Origin of the sequence: Micromonospora radicis, from assembly GCF_003583405.1 — a bacterium.
Taxonomy (GTDB): Bacteria; Actinomycetota; Actinomycetes; order Mycobacteriales; family Micromonosporaceae; genus Micromonospora; species Micromonospora radicis.
This window is the reverse complement of the sequence record NZ_QXEC01000019.1, coordinates 21,525-36,358: the sequence shown is the minus strand read 5'-3', so window position 1 is coordinate 36,358 and position 14,834 is coordinate 21,525. Positions and strand designations below refer to the sequence as shown.

Sequence of the window (14,834 nt, the reverse complement as noted above, 5' to 3'; positions counted from 1 at the left end):
GCCGGGCCGCCCGGGCGTCGCGGCGGGTGATCAGGTGGCGGCGGAGGTGCGGACCAGGGTACGGATCTGGCGGAGCAGGACCGACAGGGCCGCCAGGTCGGCACGGGACTCGTCGAAGTCACCCATCGCCCGTTCGGCGCGGTGGATCGAGGTGGCGTTCGACTGCTCCCACTGGTGCACCCGCTCCTGCGGCGACAGATCGTCCGACGTGGAGTCGAGCACCTCGGCGGTGAGCGCGGCCAGCGCGGCGTACAGGTCGTAGCGCAGCGCCATCCGGGCCAGCGTCTGCCACCGGTCCGCACGGGGCAGCAGCGAGATCTTCGACAGCAACGAGTCGACCCGGAAGCGGTCGGAGAGCACGAAGTAGATCGAGGCCACCTCGCCCACCTCGCGCCCGGTGGTCGCCGCGGTCTCCACCACGTCGAGCAGGCCGAAGCTGTACATCAGGCGGGTGCTCCGCTCGGCCAGTTCTCGCGGCAGGCCACGCTCGGTCATCGAGTCGATGTGTGCCGCGATCCCCTCCCGCTCGCTGCCGTGGAACAACGTCTCCAGGCCGGGCAGCAACTCGGCCACCCCGTCGCGCAGCCGGGCGACCTCCGCCGGTACGTCGATCGGCGATCGCCGGTTCGTCACCAGCCAACGCACCGCCCGGTCGAGCAGCCGCCGGGTGTCCAGGTAGACGCTGGTCTGCAACTCCGGGTCCACCTGGCTGTCCAGCGCCTCGACCGCGTCCCAGAGTTCGCGCAGCCCGAAGACCTCACGGACCACCACGTACGCCCGGATGACGTCCGCCGCCGACGCCGCCGTCTCCTCGACCACCCGGAAGACGAACGAGATGCCGCCCCGGTTGATCGCCTCGTTGACCAGCACCGTGGTCACGATGTCGCGGCGCAGCCGGTGCCGACCCATCCGTTCGGCGAACCGTTCCCGCATCGGCGTCGGGAAGTAGTTGACCAACACCTCGCTGGTCCACTCCTCGTCCGGCAGCCCCTCGGTGAGGATCTCCTTCTCCAGGGCGATCTTCACGTACGCCAGCAGCACCGCGAACTCCGGCGCGGTGAGTCCGGACTCGGCGCGTACGGCCAGTTCCTCGTCCGGCGGCAGCGCCTCCAGCGCCCGGTCCAGCGTGCCGGAGCGTTCCAACTCGGTGATCATCCGACGGTGCACCGGCAGCAGCGAGGCGGCCTGTGCCTGGGCGTTGTTGATCGCCCGGGCCTGGTCGTAGTTGTCCCGCAGCACCAGCTCGGCGACCTCGTCGGTCATCCTGGCGAGCAGTTCGTCGCGCTCGGGGACGGTCAGCTCGCCGTCGGCCACCGCCGTGTTCAGCAGGATCTTGATGTTCACCTCGTGGTCGGAGCAGTCCACCCCGGCCGCGTTGTCGATGAAGTCGGTGTACATCCGGCCGCCCGCCTGGGCGTACTCGATCCGGCCGTGCTGGGTGAAGCCCAGGTTGCCGCCCTCGCCGACCACCCGGCAGCGCAGGCTGCGGCCGTCCACCCGGATGGCGTCGTTGGACTTGTCGCCCACCTCGGCGTTGGTCTGGCTGGAGGCCTTGACGTAGGTGCCGATGCCACCGTTCCAGAACAGGTCGACCGGCGCGGTGAGGATCGCCTTCATCAGCTCCTGCGGGCTCAGCTGCTCGACCTCGTCGGGCAGCCCGAGTGCCGCGCGGACCTGCGGCGACACCGGGACGGACTTCGCCGTACGCGGATAGATCCCACCACCGGCGGAGATCAACTCAGGGTTGTACTCCTCCCAGCTCGAACGGGGCAGCTCGAACAGCCGCTTCCGCTCGGCGTACGAGGTCGCCGCGTCCGGGTCCGGGTCCAGGAAGATGTGCCGGTGGTCGAAGGCGGCCACCAGCCGGATGTGCTTGGACAGCAGCATCCCGTTGCCGAACACGTCGCCGGACATGTCACCCAGGCCGACCACGGTGAAGTCCTGGCTCTGGGTGTCGTGGCCCAACTCGCGGAAGTGCCGCTTGACCGACTCCCAGGCGCCCCGCGCGGTGATGCCCATCTTCTTGTGGTCGTAGCCCGCCGAGCCGCCGGAGGCGAAGGCGTCACCCAACCAGAAGTTGTGCGCGGTGGAGATCTCGTTGGCGATGTCGGAGAAGGTCGCGGTCCCCTTGTCGGCCGCCACCACCATGTACGGGTCGTCGCCGTCGTGCCGGACGGTGTCCTCCGGCGGCACGATCTCGCCGGCCACGATGTTGTCGGTGATGTCCAGCAGGGCGCCGACGAACTGCTGGTAGCAGGTCACGGCCTCGTCCCGGTCGCCGGGCTTCTGCTTGAGCATGAAGCCGCCCTTGGCGCCCACCGGCACGATCACGGCGTTCTTCACCATCTGCGCCTTGACCAGGCCGAGCACCTCGGTACGGAAGTCCTCCCGCCGGTCCGACCAGCGCAGGCCGCCGCGGGCCACCGGCCCGAAGCGCAGGTGCACGCCCTCGAAGCGCGGCGAGTACACGAAGACCTCGAACTTCGGCCGCGGCGCGGGCAGCTCCGGGATCGCCTGCGGGTCGAGCTTGAACGCCACGTACGGCTTCGGGCGTCCACCGACCGGCTTCTGGTAGAAGCTGGTCCGCAGGGTGGCCTGGATCAGCGACAGGTACGAGCGCAGGATCCGGTCCTGGTCGAGGCTGGCCACGTCGTCGAGCGCGGCCCGGATCTCGTCGACCAGTTCGGCGCTGCGCTGCTGACGCTGCTCGGCGGTGCTCGGCCCCGGCTCGAACCGCGCCTCGAAGAGCTGCACCAGCAGCGTGGCGATCTGCGGGTACGCGATGAACGTCGACTCCATGTAGTCCTGGGAGAAGACGGTGCCGGTCTGGCGCAGGTACTTCGCGTACGCGCGCAGCACCACCACCTGCCGCCAGGTGAGCCCGGCGCGCAACACCAACTCGTTGAAGCCGTCCACCTCGGCCTCGCCGCGCCAGGCCGCCGCGAAGGCGTTCTCCACGTGCGGGCGTACCTCGGCGAGTTCCTGGTGTCCCTCGGGCAGTTGCAGCCCGAAGTCGTACAGCCAGATCCGCCCGTCGATGCGCTCCACCTCGTACGGGTGCTCGTCGACGACCTTCACGCCGAGCGAGTGCAGCACCGGCAGCACCGCGGACAGCATCATCGGCTCGCCGTACCGGTAGACCTTGAACCGGACGTCCATCGACTCGTCGACGTCCGGGCCCCGGCCGGCGGCGCGCGGCATCAGCTGCTTGCGGAACAGGTGCATCTCCAGCTGGCCGGGCTCCTCCAGCAGCTCCAGCTTGGCCAGGTCCTTCATCGCCTCGTACGGCGTGTGCCCGTCCTTGTAGCCCTCCGGGAACGCGTCGGCGTACCGGCCGAACAGGTGCTTGGCCTGCTCGTCGCCGAGCTTGCGTTCCAGCACCAGCCGGTAGTCGTCGTCCCACAGCCGGGTGGCGTCGGCCAGCTCCTCGGCCAGCAGGTCGGCGTCGATGTCACCGGGCGGGCTGGTCGGGTCGGTACGCACGATGAAGTGCACCCGGGCCAGCATCGACTCGGTCACCCGGGTGGTGTAGTCCACCCCGACGCCGTTCAGCTCGCGCAGCAGGATGTCCTGCATGCGCAGCCGGTTCTGGGTGGTGAACCGGTCCCGGGGCAGGTAGATCAGGCAGGAGATGAACCGCCCGTACGCGTCGCGCCGCAGGAACACCCGCAGCTGCCGGCGACCCGCCATCCGCAGCACACCGATCACCGCGTGGTAGAGGTCGTCGGTCTTGATCTGGAACAGCTCGTCGCGCGGGTACGTCTCCAGGATCTGCAGCAGATCCTTGCCGGAGTGGCTGCGCAGGCTCAACCCGGAACGGTCCAGCACCTCGGCGACCTTACGCCGGACCACCGGCAGCTCCTGGACGCTGGTCCGGTACGCGGCGGTGGAGAACAGGCCGAGGAACCGGCGTTCGCCGACCACCTCACCGTTGGCGTCGAAGATCTTGAAACCGATGTAGTCCAGGTACGCCGAGCGGTGCACGGTGGCCCGCGAGTTCGCCTTCGTGATGATCAACAGGCGTTTCTCGGTGACCTTCTCGTGCGCCTCCGGCGTCATCGACGACAGCGCGCGCGCCTCCGGCGAATCCTGCCGCAGGATGCCCAGACCGGTGCCGAGCACCACCTCCAACGCCGGCCCACCGTGCTCCGACTCCGGCACCAGCCGGTACTCGCGGTAGCCGAGGAAGGTGAAGTGGTCGTGGGCGAGCCAGCGCAGCAGCTCCACCGAGTCGGTGATGTCCTTCTCCGGCACCGGCGGCCGGTTGTCGCTGGTGCGGGCGGCGGCCAACTCGTCGGCCAGGGCCAGCGCACACTGGCGCATCTTGGGCCAGTCCTCGACGGCCTCCCGCACATCGGTCAGCACCCGCTGCAACTCGCGGCGCAGCTTGTCCCGCTCCGCCGGGTCGCGGACCGGGTCGATCTCGATCCGCATCCAGCTCTCGACCAGGTCACCGGAGATCGCGTCGTCCGGTTCCACGTCGGCGGCCACCTCGACCAGCCGACCCAACGGCTCCCGGCGCACCACGACCAGCGGGTGCACCAGCAGGTGCACGTCCAGGTGGTGACTGTTGAGCAGGGCGGTCACCGAGTCGACCAGGAACGGCATGTCGTCGGTGACGATCTCGACGACGCTGTGGTGCTGCTCGGCGTCGGGTGAGTGGATCCGCAACTTCAACTCGCCGGGCACCCGCTGCTGGGCCAGCTCGCGGTGGGCCCGGGCCGCGTCGAGCATCTCCTCGGCGGTGAAGCCGATCAGCTCCTCGTCCGGCGCGAACCGCCAGAACCGCCCGACCAGGGTCGCGGCGTCGTGGTCGTCGCCGGCCAGCGCCACCGCCTGCGCCACCAGGCGCTCGGCGTTGGGTACCGGCTCGTCCAGCTCGGCGTCCTCCACGTCGTCCGCCAACACCTCTGGTGGCAGACCCAGGTCGTAGAGGGTGTCGATGCTCGAACCGGTCATCCCGGTCACTCCTGTGTCGAGGCGGCCGAAGCCGTCTCCGTCGGTCGCCGTGTCGAAGCTGTCGTCCCGGCCGGTGTCATCCTGCCGGAGGTCGGGTCCCGGTTTGATCGCCGGACGCCGGTCCATCGGTGCCACTCCCCTCGACCCACCGCGTTGTGGGTCACTCTGCCGCCAAGCCTAGGCCGACCGACCGGTTCCTCCGTCGGCGGACCTCCGCCCGGCCATCCGGATCTCAGACGGTCGTCCTTTCACCCGTATGCGGTACGAGGTTCGGCTGGCTCGGGAGTACCCCGCCTGTTGTTGTTCATCACACCGTCACCCGTTCGTCTTTCCGCCCACCCAGGCCCGGCGGGGCGGTGCCGGTCTAACCCACCCGGACCCGGGCGGGGCGGTGCCGGTCTCACCCACCCGGACCCGGGCGGGGCGGTGCCAGCTGCGCGGACGTACTAGCGTGCAGGTCAGCCTGAGCGGGAGGAACCGAACCTGATGCACCGGCCGTACCGAATCCGTCGCAGCTCGTCCCGGATGGCCGCCCTCGCCGTCTGTCTGCTCGCGTCCGCCGGCTTGGTCGCCTGCTCCGGCGAAGACGGCCCGCAGCGCAGCGTGGACGCGTTCCTCGCCGGCTGGCGTTCGGGCGACCTGAACTCCGTCGCCTTCATCGACCCGACCGGCTCGCGGATCCCGGCCGCCGACGTGGCGCGGGAGATCAAGGAGCTCTCCGGCGAACTCGCCGAGGCGCCGCTCACGCTGACCCGGCAGGGCGACCCGACGATCGTCCGGGACACCGCCACCGCCACCATCACTGTCGACTGGACGCTGCCGGGCGAGACCAACTGGTCCTACGAGCGGCCGGTACGCCTCGCCCAGGGCCGCGACGACCAGTGGCAGGTGATCTGGGAGCCGCAGATCGTCCAGGAGAACCTGACCCGGGGCGACCGGCTCGGGCTGCGACGGGAACGGGCGCCCCGGGCCGGGGTGCTCGACGGCGCCGGTGAACCGCTGGTCGCCCCCCGCGACGTGGTCCGGGTCGGGTTGCAGCCCAACGAGGTGACCGACGTCAAGGCGATGGTCCGCGAGCTGGACGCCGCGTTCCGTGCCATCCGCCCGGCGATCACCCCGCCGGTGGACCTGTCGGACCTGCCGAAACGGCTGGCGGAGGCGAAACCGGACGCGTTCGTCGAGGTGGTCACCCTGCGCGACGAGGCGTACCGGCAGATCAAGTCACGCATCTACGACCTGCCGGGGACGAAGTTCCCGACCGACAAGCTGGAGTTGGCGCCGACCCGCGAGTTCGCCCGCGCCGTGCTCGGCACCGTCGACCCGGCGTACGCCGAGGACCTGGCCAACCACCCCGACCGCTACTCCCCCGGCGACCTGGTCGGCCACGGCGGGTTGCAGGGCCGATGGGACGAACGGCTGCGCGGCGTACCCGGACTCTCCGTGATCATCAAACGCCCCGGCCCGGACGGCACGCTGGTGAACACCGACACCGAGGTGTTCCAGCGCGAGCCGCAGCCGGGGCAGCCCGTGCGGACCACCCTCGACGTGGCCACCCAGAACGCGGCCGACCAGGCGCTGCGCGGCGAGCGACGGCGCTCCGCCCTGGTGGCCGTACGCATCAGTGACGGCGCGGTGCTCGCCGCCGCGAACGGTCCCGGCGCCGCCGGGGAGAACCTGGCCTTCACCGCCCAGGTGCCGCCCGGCTCCACGTTCAAGATGGTCAGCGCGTACGGGCTGGTGGAGCGCGGCGCGGTGAACCCGGACACCGTCGTCGACTGCCCGAAGACCTTCGAGGTCGACGGCCGCTCGTTCAAGAACTCCAACGACTTCGAACTCGGCAAGGTGCCGTTCCGCACCGACTTCGCCAAGTCCTGCAACACCGCCTTCGCCGCCCTCGCCCCACAGCTCGGCCCCGACGGGCTCGCCGCCGCCGGCCGCAGCCTAGGCCTGGAGGGCGACTGGCAGGTCGGGCTGGACGCGTTCACCGGGAAGGTCTCCGCCGGTGGCGGCGCCACCGAGCAGGCCGCCGCCGCGATCGGGCAGGGCACCACCCTGGTCAGCCCGCTGGCCATGGCCGCGGCGACCGCGGCGGTGGCCAAGGGCGCCGTCGTCCCGCCCCGGCTGGTGCTCGACCCCGCGCCGGAGCAGCCGGCCGAACCGGGCCCCGAGCTGCCTTCCGCGCCGGTGACCGCAGTCCGGGAGATGATGCGCGAGGTGGTCACCAGCGGAACCGGCACGGCGTTGAAGAACGTGCCCGGCGAGCCGGTACACGGCAAGACCGGCACCGCCGAGTACGACAACAACCCGAAGAACACCCACGCCTGGTTCGTGGGCTGGCAGGGAGACATCGCCTTCGCGGTCTTCGTCGAGAAGGGCGGCTCGGGCAGTTCCACCGCCGTCCCGATCGCGGCACGCTTCCTCCGCGCCCTCTGATCGTCCACCGCTCACTCGCCACCGGCTGATCGCCACCGCTACGCCACCGTTACGCCGCCGCGTGGATCGCACCGCTACGCCGCAACGGCGGCGTCCGCCTGGCCGGATCACCGCAATCACGACGCAACGGTGACGATCATTGCGGCCAGACGGGCGAACGGCACGGCGGCCGGGCCACCGGGCGGTGCGGTGGTCAGGATGGCGAGGGTGGTTAGGCGGTCAGGCCGCCGGGAGTGGACGCGGGCCGGTTCTCCTGCCCTGGGTCACCGGTGTTGGCCAGGTCCGACTCGCCGGGAATCAGATCATGGTCGTCCGGTGCCGGGTCCCAGCCGTTCGGGCTCGCCCGCTCCGGCCGGTGCTGCGCGTCGACCGCCGGCTGTGTCAGCAGCTCCGGCGGCGCCCCCGCAGTCTCCGCCCCCACCACGAGCGACCCCGAACCATCCGAACCCGAACCACCCGAACCCGATCTGTCAGAACCCGATCGGCCCGAACCCGATCCGGACGAACCAGCATCAACCGGGCCTGGGCCGAGGGAGCCAGAGCCGAGGGAGCCGGGGCCGAGGGCGCCCGGGCCGAGCGGATCGGAGGGCAGCGGCGGGACGGGGCGGGCGACGGGGTGCCGGGGTGCCGGGGCGGGCCGGTCGGCCTTCCCGGGGCGTAGCCGGGGTGGGATCGGCGCGGGGGCGGTGACCGGCCGCAGCCCGGCCACCACGGTGTTGACGATCTCGGCGGCGTACGCGCCGTCCGGGTCGTAGTCGGGGTCGAAGACGGTCAGCTCGACACCGAGGCAGTGCGGGGTGTCGACCAGGCCGGAGAGCAGGATCTCCAACTCGGCGAAGGCGATGCCGCCGGGGTCGGGGGCATCGACGGCCGGCATCACGGCCGGGTCGAGGACGTCCACGTCCACGTGCACCCAGTAGCCGGCGCAGTCGGCCAGCTGCTCGTGGGCCCATTGGGCGGTACGCGCCGCGCCTTCGGCGCGCAGTGCCGGTACCGGTCGGGTGGTGATCCCGGCGGCCTGTAGGTCGAGCCGGTACTCGTCCTGGGCGCGGATGCCGAGCACCACCACGTCGATGTCGCGGAAGTAGGGGCGGCGTCCCTCGATGGCGGCGAGGTCGGCCTGGCCGCGCCCGGTGACCAGGGCGAGGCCCTCGCCGGCCGCCGCGCCGACGTACGAGGCGTTGCCGGGGTGCCGGAAGTCGGAGTGGCCGTCGACGAAGACCAGGCCGATCCGGCCGCCGACGGCCTCGCCGAGTCGGTGCATGGCCAGCGCCGAGCCGAGCAGGATGGAACAGTCGCCGCCGAGGACCAGCGGGAACTCGCCCCGGTCGATGATGTCGCCGATCCGGTCGGCGAGCCCCACCGAGTAGCCGGCGATCTCCCGGGCGTGGCAGACGCCGTCGCCGGGCCGCCAGTCGCCCGCGTCGTAGCGGGGTGGGGTCAGGCAACCGGCGTCGCGCGCCCGCAGCCGGGGCAGTAGGCCCTGGTCGCGCAGCGCGCCGGGGGCCTTCCCGCAGCCCGGTACCGAGGTGGACGTCGGCGGGCGCAGGCCAAGGTTACTCGGCGCGTCGAGGACGGCGATCCGGCGCATCATGGGCTCCCGTCCTCGAAGGGTCGCGGCGGGCCGGCGCTACGCCGGCCCGCGCTGGCGTGGCGGATGGATCAGAACAGGGCGCTGGCCAGGGCCCGGCGGGCGGTGGCGACCGTGGGGTCGTCCGGGCCGGCGATGCTGAACAGGCCGACGAGGTGCTGGCGGGCCTTCTCGCGGTCCTCACCGGCGGTGCGCCGGACCAGCCCGACGAGCCGCTGGTACGCCTGCTCGGCGAGGCCGCTGAGCACCTCGATGTCGGCGGCCAGCAGTTGGGCGTCGACGTCGTCGGGGGCGGCCGCCGCGGCGTCGAGCGCCGCCTGCGGGTCGGTGCCGGAGACCCGGCGGGCGAGGCCGACCTGGGCCAGGCCCGCCTGGGCCGCGGCGTCGTTGGGCGTCTCGGCCAGGATCTTGCGGTACGCCTGCTCGGCGGCGTCCAGGTCGCCGTCCATCAGGGCGTCGTCGGCCTCGTCGAGCCGGGGATCCTCGGGTGCGGTCACGGCGACCCCGCCGGCCTTGAGTACGGCCTGGAGCCACTGGCGGAGCTGCGGCTCCGGCACCGCGCCGGAGAAGGCGTCCACCGGCTGCCCGCCGACCACCGCGTACACCGTCGGGATGCCCTGCACCCGGAACATCTGGGCGATCCGCGGGTTGGTCTGGACGTCGACCCGGGCCAGCACCCACGTGCCGCCGCCCTCGGCGGCGAGCTTCTCCAGCAGCGGGGCGAACTGGTCGCTGTCCGGGTAGCCCGCGGCACCGAAGAACACCACCACGGGGGCGGCCAGCGAGCGTTCGAGCACCTCGGCCTGGATGTTCGCCTCTGTCACGTCGACGACGGCAGCGCCGCCGGCGGCGGCCCCGCCGGGTACGCCGGCAGGCGGGCCAGCCTGGGCCGGGGCGGGGGTGGCGGTGGGGGCAGGGGTGCGCAGCGCGCTGAGGTCGACCGCGCCGCGGGTGAAGATCGACGAGGTGATCCGTGGGTCGCTCATGGTTATCTAGTCTCGCACGCGACGTGCCCAACTCAGATCAACCGCGGCCCACGCAGTTGCCACTGTCACCCCTGCCCAACCGCCCTGGCGGCGCGGATGTCAGAACCGGGCGGGCTCGCGGTAAACGCCCCATTCCGCGCGCAGCGCGTCGCAGATCTCGCCGAGGGTGGCCTCGGCCCGTACGGCGTCCAGCATCGCGGGGATCATGTTCTCCCCGGTACGGCTCACCGCCACCATCTCCGCGACGGCGGCCCGGGCCCGGGCGGCGTCCCGGCCGGTCTTGCGCTCGGCGAGGACCCGGCGCTGTTCCAGCTCCACCTCGTGCGAGATGCGCAGGATCTCCAGGTCCTTGGCGACGGTACCGGTGTGGCAGTTGACCCCGACGATCTTCTTGTCGCCCTTCTCCAGTGCCTGCTGGTAGGCGAACGCCGACTCGGCGATGTGCCCGGTGAACCAGCCGTCCTCGATGCCGCGCAGGATGCCGGCGGTCATCGGCCCGATGGCGTGCGGGCCCTCGCCGCCCAGCGCCCGGATGCGGGCGAAGATCTCCTCCGCCTCGGCCTCGATCCGGTCGGTGAGCGCCTCGACGTACCACGATCCGCCGAGCGGGTCGGCCACGTTCGTCACCCCGGTCTCCTCCATCAGCACCTGCTGGGTACGCAGGGCGATCTCGGCGGACTCGTCGGTCGGCAGGGCCAGGGTCTCGTCCAGGGCGTTGGTGTGCAGCGAGTTGGTGCCGCCGAGCACCGCGGCGAGCGCCTCGACGGCGGTGCGGACCACGTTGTTCACCGGCTGCTGGGCGGTCAGCGACACCCCGGCGGTCTGCGTGTGGAACCGCAGCCAGAGCGCCTTCTCGCTGGTCGCGCCGTAGACCTCGCGCAGCCAGCGGGCCCAGATCCGGCGGGCGGCGCGGAACTTGGCGATCTCCTCGAAGAAGTCGACGTGCGAGTCGAAGAAGAAGCTCAGCCCGGGGGCGAAGACGTTTACGTCCAGCCCGCGCGACAGCCCCAGTTCGACGTAGCCGAAGCCGTCGGCGAGGGTGTACGCCAGCTCCTGTGCGGCGGTCGAGCCGGCCTCGCGGATGTGGTAGCCGGAGACCGACAGCGGCTTGTAGCGCGGGATCTCCCGGGCGCAGTACTCCATCAGGTCGCCGATCAGGCGCAGGTGCGGCTCGGGGTCGAAGAGCCACTCCTTCTGCGCGATGTACTCCTTGAAGATGTCGGTCTGCAGGGTGCCGTCGAGCGTCGACAGGTCGGCGCCCTGCCGCTCGGCGGCGACCAGGTACATGCAGAACACCGGCACCGCCGGACCGGAGATGGTCATGCTGGTGGTGACGGCCGCCAGGTCGATGCCGTCGAAGAGCACCTCCATGTCGGCGGCGCTGTCCACCGCCACCCCGCAGTGGCCGACCTCGCCGAGGGACTGCGGGTCGTCGGAGTCGCGGCCCATCAGGGTCGGCATGTCGAAGGCGACCGAGAGGCCGCCGCCACCGGCGCCGAGGATCATCTTGTAGCGCTCGTTGGTCTGCCGGGCGTTGCCGAACCCGGCGAACTGCCGGATGGTCCAGGTCCGCCCCCGGTAGCCGGTGGGGTGCAGACCCCGGGTGTACGGGTACTCGCCGGGCCAGCCGATCCGGTCGAAGCCGGGGTACGCGGCCCCCTCCGGTGGCCCGTAGACCGGCTCGACGGGCATCCCGGAGAGCGTGGTGAAGTCCGCCTCCCGCTTCCGCGCCGCGTCGTAGCGGGCCTGCCAGCGGGCCCGTCCGGCGGCGATCTCGTCGGCGTTCATCTCCGGGCTCCTCCTCGAGTCCTCGACTGCACGTCGAGTGTAGAGCCCCCGCCTGAACGATCGCTAAGGCGGTTCGTACCGGCAGGTAACCCGAGCTGCCCCAACTCAGGCCGCCGGACCCCCGATCGCCACGTCGTCCACCCGGATGTTGATCTCGTCGACCCGCAGCCCGTACGCCTCGACCGCCTCGGTCACGGCGGCCCGCACGGCCGTGGTCACCTCGGGCACCGGATGCCCGGCGTCGGTCACGATGACCAGGTTGATCACCGCACCGCCGTTGGTGACGTGGGCGGAGCAGCCGCGCCGGGCGTCGCCCACCTGGTCCAGCCCGACCCGGTCGAGTACCGCGTTGAAGAACCGGGCGATGTCCCCACCCAGCTCGACCACGCCCGGCACCGCCTTCGCCGCGGCCACCGCGATCTTCTCGACCACCTCGTCCGCGATGTGGGTGCGCCCACCTGCCACCGCGTCCGGAGTCATCGGCAGCTCCTGCGTCATCTCGTGATCCATGCCCTCTCCCGGCGCTCCCACCACCCCCGCGCGCTGCGGGGCGCTGCGAGCCTAGCCGCCCCGCATCCTCCGCAGTGGACACCTCAACCCCCACCCACCCACACCCCGCGCCCCACGAACGTGGATCTTGCAGTTTCGGTCGCCGAAGAGTCGCTTTCACACCCTTATGCCCAGGCAGAAAGTGCAAGATCCACGGGACGGGCGGCGGGTGGGGCGGGTGGCGGTGGAGGGGGTAGGGGTGGGGCGGGTGGGGGGTGTCAGCGGGTTAGGTGGGTCAGGAGGGTGTTGGCGGCGGCATAGGGGTCGGTCGCACCGGCCGCGACCTCGGCGGCGAGCACCGACAGTTGCGTACCGTCGCGCAGTGAACCGATCCGGGCACGTAGCACGCCGAGCGCGATCGCCTCGATCTCGGCGGCGGCCCGCGCCTCCCGGCGGCGCCGCAGCTCGTCGTGCTCGACCAGCCAGCCCCGGTGCTTGTCGATCGCCCCGGCGATGTCGTCGATCCCCTCGCCCCGGGCGGCCACGGAACGCACCACCTGCGGGCGCCACTGGCCCGGCCCGCGCTCACCGAGGGCGATCATGCCCTGGATGTCCCGGACGGTGGCGTCGGCGCCGTCCCGGTCGGCCTTGTTGACCACGAAGATGTCGGCGATCTCCAGGATGCCGGCCTTGACCGCCTGGATCGCGTCCCCCATGCCGGGCGCCAGCAGCACCAGGGTGGTGTCGGCCAGCGAGGCCACCTCCACCTCGGCCTGCCCGACACCGACGGTCTCCACCAGCACCACGTCGCAGCCGGCGCCCTCCAGCACGCGTACCGCCTGCGGGGTGGCCGCCGACAACCCACCGAGATGACCCCGGCTGGACATCGAGCGGATGTAGACGCCCGGGTCGGTGGCGTGGTCCTGCATGCGTACCCGGTCGCCGAGGATCGCCCCGCCGGTGAACGGGCTGGACGGGTCGATGGCCAGCACCCCGACCCGATGCCCACGGGCTCGCAGCGAGCGCACCAGCTCGTTGGTGGTGGTCGACTTGCCCACCCCGGGAGAGCCGGTCAGCCCGACCACCTGGGCCTGGCCGCCGTACGGGGCGAGCGCCGCCGCGATCGCCGGCAGGACCTCGTCGCCCGACTCCACCAACGTGATCAACCGGGCCACCGCACGCGGGTCACCCTCGCGGGCCCGCTCGACCAGCCTCGGTACGTCCCGACTACGGCGCACCGAACCGGTGGCCGCGGTCGGGGCGCCGCCGTTCGCCTCGCTCACAGATCAGCCTTCGTTCGCGACTGCGGGGCTCGCAAACCCGGCTCGCTCCTCACCCTCACAGGTCGGTCTCGGTGGGGTCGGGGACGTGGATGATCAACGCGTCGCCCTGCCCGCCGCCGCCGCAGAGCGCCGCCGCGCCGGTGCCACCGCCGCGCCGCTTGAGCTCCAACGCGAGGGTGAGTACCAGCCGGGCACCGGACATGCCGATCGGGTGGCCCAGCGCGATCGCGCCGCCGTTGACGTTGACCTTGCTCGGGCTGATCCCGAGGTCACGGATGGACTGGATGCCCACCTGGGCGAACGCCTCGTTGATCTCGATCAGGTCGAGGTCGGAGACGGTCAGCCCGCCCTTGCGCAGGGCGTGCTGGATGGCGTTGGAGGGCTGCGAGTGCAGGGAGTTGTCCGGGCCGGCCACGTTGCCGTGCGCGCCGATCTCGGCCAGCCAGGTCAGCCCGAGTGCCTTGGCCTTCGCCTTGCTCATCACCACCACGGCCGCCGCGCCGTCGGAGATCGGCGAGGAGCTGCCGGCGGTGATGGTGCCGTCGGAGGCGAAGGCCGGGCGGAGCTTGGCCAGCGTGTCGACGGTGGTGTCCGGCCGGATGCCCTCGTCCTCACTGATCACCAGCGGGTCGCCCTTGCGCTGCGGGATGACCACCGGGGTGATCTCCTCGGCGAAGTGTCCGTTCTTCTGGGCGGCGGCGGCCCGCTGATGGCTGGCCGCGGCGAACTCGTCCTGCTCCTGCCGGGTGATGCCGCGCGTGCTGCCGTGTCGCTCGGTGGACTCGCCCATGGCGCAGCAGTCCCAGGCGTCGGTCAGCCCGTCGAGCGCCATGTGGTCCTTGAGCGTCACGTCGCCGTACTTGTAGCCGCCGCGCTGGCCGAGCAGCAGGTGCGGGGCGTTGGTCATCGACTCCATGCCGCCGGCCACCACGACGTCGAACTCGCCGGCCCGGATCAGCTGGTCGGCCAGGGCGATCGCGTCCAGGCCGGAGAGGCAGACCTTGTTGATGCTCAGCGCGGGTACGGACATCGGGATGCCCGCCTCGACGGCCGCCTGCCGGGCCGGCATCTGCCCGGTACCGGCCTGGAGCACCTGACCCATGATCACGTACTGCACCTGGTCGGGGGCGACTCCGGCGCGCTCCAGGGCCGCGGCGATGGCGATGCCACCGAGTTTCGTCGCCGGTAGGTCCTTGAGGTTGCCCAGCAGGCGCCCCATCGGGGTCCGAGCGCCGCTGACGATCACCGAAGCCATACCTGCCTCCGAGGGGGTGCCGAACTGTACGCCTTAACGATTGTTCGGTC

The 14,834-nt window shown here is 71.7% G+C and carries 8 protein-coding genes; 1 reads left to right on the top strand and 7 read right to left on the bottom strand.

Features of this window, described 5'->3' with window-relative positions; translation table 11 throughout:
- Nucleotides 1–30: 30 nt before the first annotated feature.
- On the bottom strand, nucleotides 31–5,085 hold the full coding sequence (locus D2L64_RS19110; protein ID WP_119578468.1) for an NAD-glutamate dehydrogenase: 5,055 nt from the start codon (nucleotides 5,083–5,085) through the stop codon (nucleotides 31–33).
- A 360-nt stretch (nucleotides 5,086–5,445) separates the two neighbouring features.
- Here D2L64_RS19110 and D2L64_RS19105 point away from each other — a divergent pair, with 360 nt between their 5' ends.
- Entirely contained in the window at nucleotides 5,446–7,392 is a 1,947-nt protein-coding gene (locus D2L64_RS19105; protein WP_119578466.1) for a penicillin-binding transpeptidase domain-containing protein, read from the top strand.
- 211 nt (nucleotides 7,393–7,603) lie between these two features.
- Here D2L64_RS19105 and D2L64_RS19100 read toward each other — a convergent pair whose 3' ends face one another.
- The 6 genes from D2L64_RS19100 to D2L64_RS19075 all read right to left on the bottom strand — a co-directional run bounded on the left by D2L64_RS19100 (nucleotide 7,604) and on the right by D2L64_RS19075 (nucleotide 14,784).
- Nucleotides 7,604–8,986 (bottom strand): arginase family protein, encoded by a 1,383-nt coding sequence (locus D2L64_RS19100; protein ID WP_407663139.1) that lies wholly within the window; start codon nucleotides 8,984–8,986, stop codon nucleotides 7,604–7,606.
- A gap of 68 nt (nucleotides 8,987–9,054) precedes the next feature.
- On the bottom strand, nucleotides 9,055–9,969 hold the full coding sequence (locus D2L64_RS19095; RefSeq protein ID WP_119578464.1) for a tetratricopeptide repeat protein: 915 nt from the start codon (nucleotides 9,967–9,969) through the stop codon (nucleotides 9,055–9,057).
- A 99-nt stretch (nucleotides 9,970–10,068) separates the two neighbouring features.
- Nucleotides 10,069–11,757, bottom strand: coding sequence for an acyl-CoA mutase large subunit family protein (locus D2L64_RS19090; protein WP_119578462.1), 1,689 nt, complete (start codon nucleotides 11,755–11,757; stop codon nucleotides 10,069–10,071).
- A gap of 105 nt (nucleotides 11,758–11,862) precedes the next feature.
- On the bottom strand, nucleotides 11,863–12,267 hold the full coding sequence (locus D2L64_RS19085) for an Asp23/Gls24 family envelope stress response protein (RefSeq protein ID WP_119578460.1): 405 nt from the start codon (nucleotides 12,265–12,267) through the stop codon (nucleotides 11,863–11,865).
- A 257-nt stretch (nucleotides 12,268–12,524) separates the two neighbouring features.
- On the bottom strand, nucleotides 12,525–13,529 hold the full coding sequence (gene meaB, locus D2L64_RS19080; protein WP_119578458.1) for a methylmalonyl Co-A mutase-associated GTPase MeaB: 1,005 nt from the start codon (nucleotides 13,527–13,529) through the stop codon (nucleotides 12,525–12,527).
- Nucleotides 13,530–13,584: 55 nt separating this feature from the next.
- Nucleotides 13,585–14,784 (bottom strand): acetyl-CoA C-acetyltransferase, encoded by a 1,200-nt coding sequence (locus D2L64_RS19075; protein ID WP_119578456.1) that lies wholly within the window; start codon nucleotides 14,782–14,784, stop codon nucleotides 13,585–13,587.
- Nucleotides 14,785–14,834 lie beyond the last annotated feature (50 nt).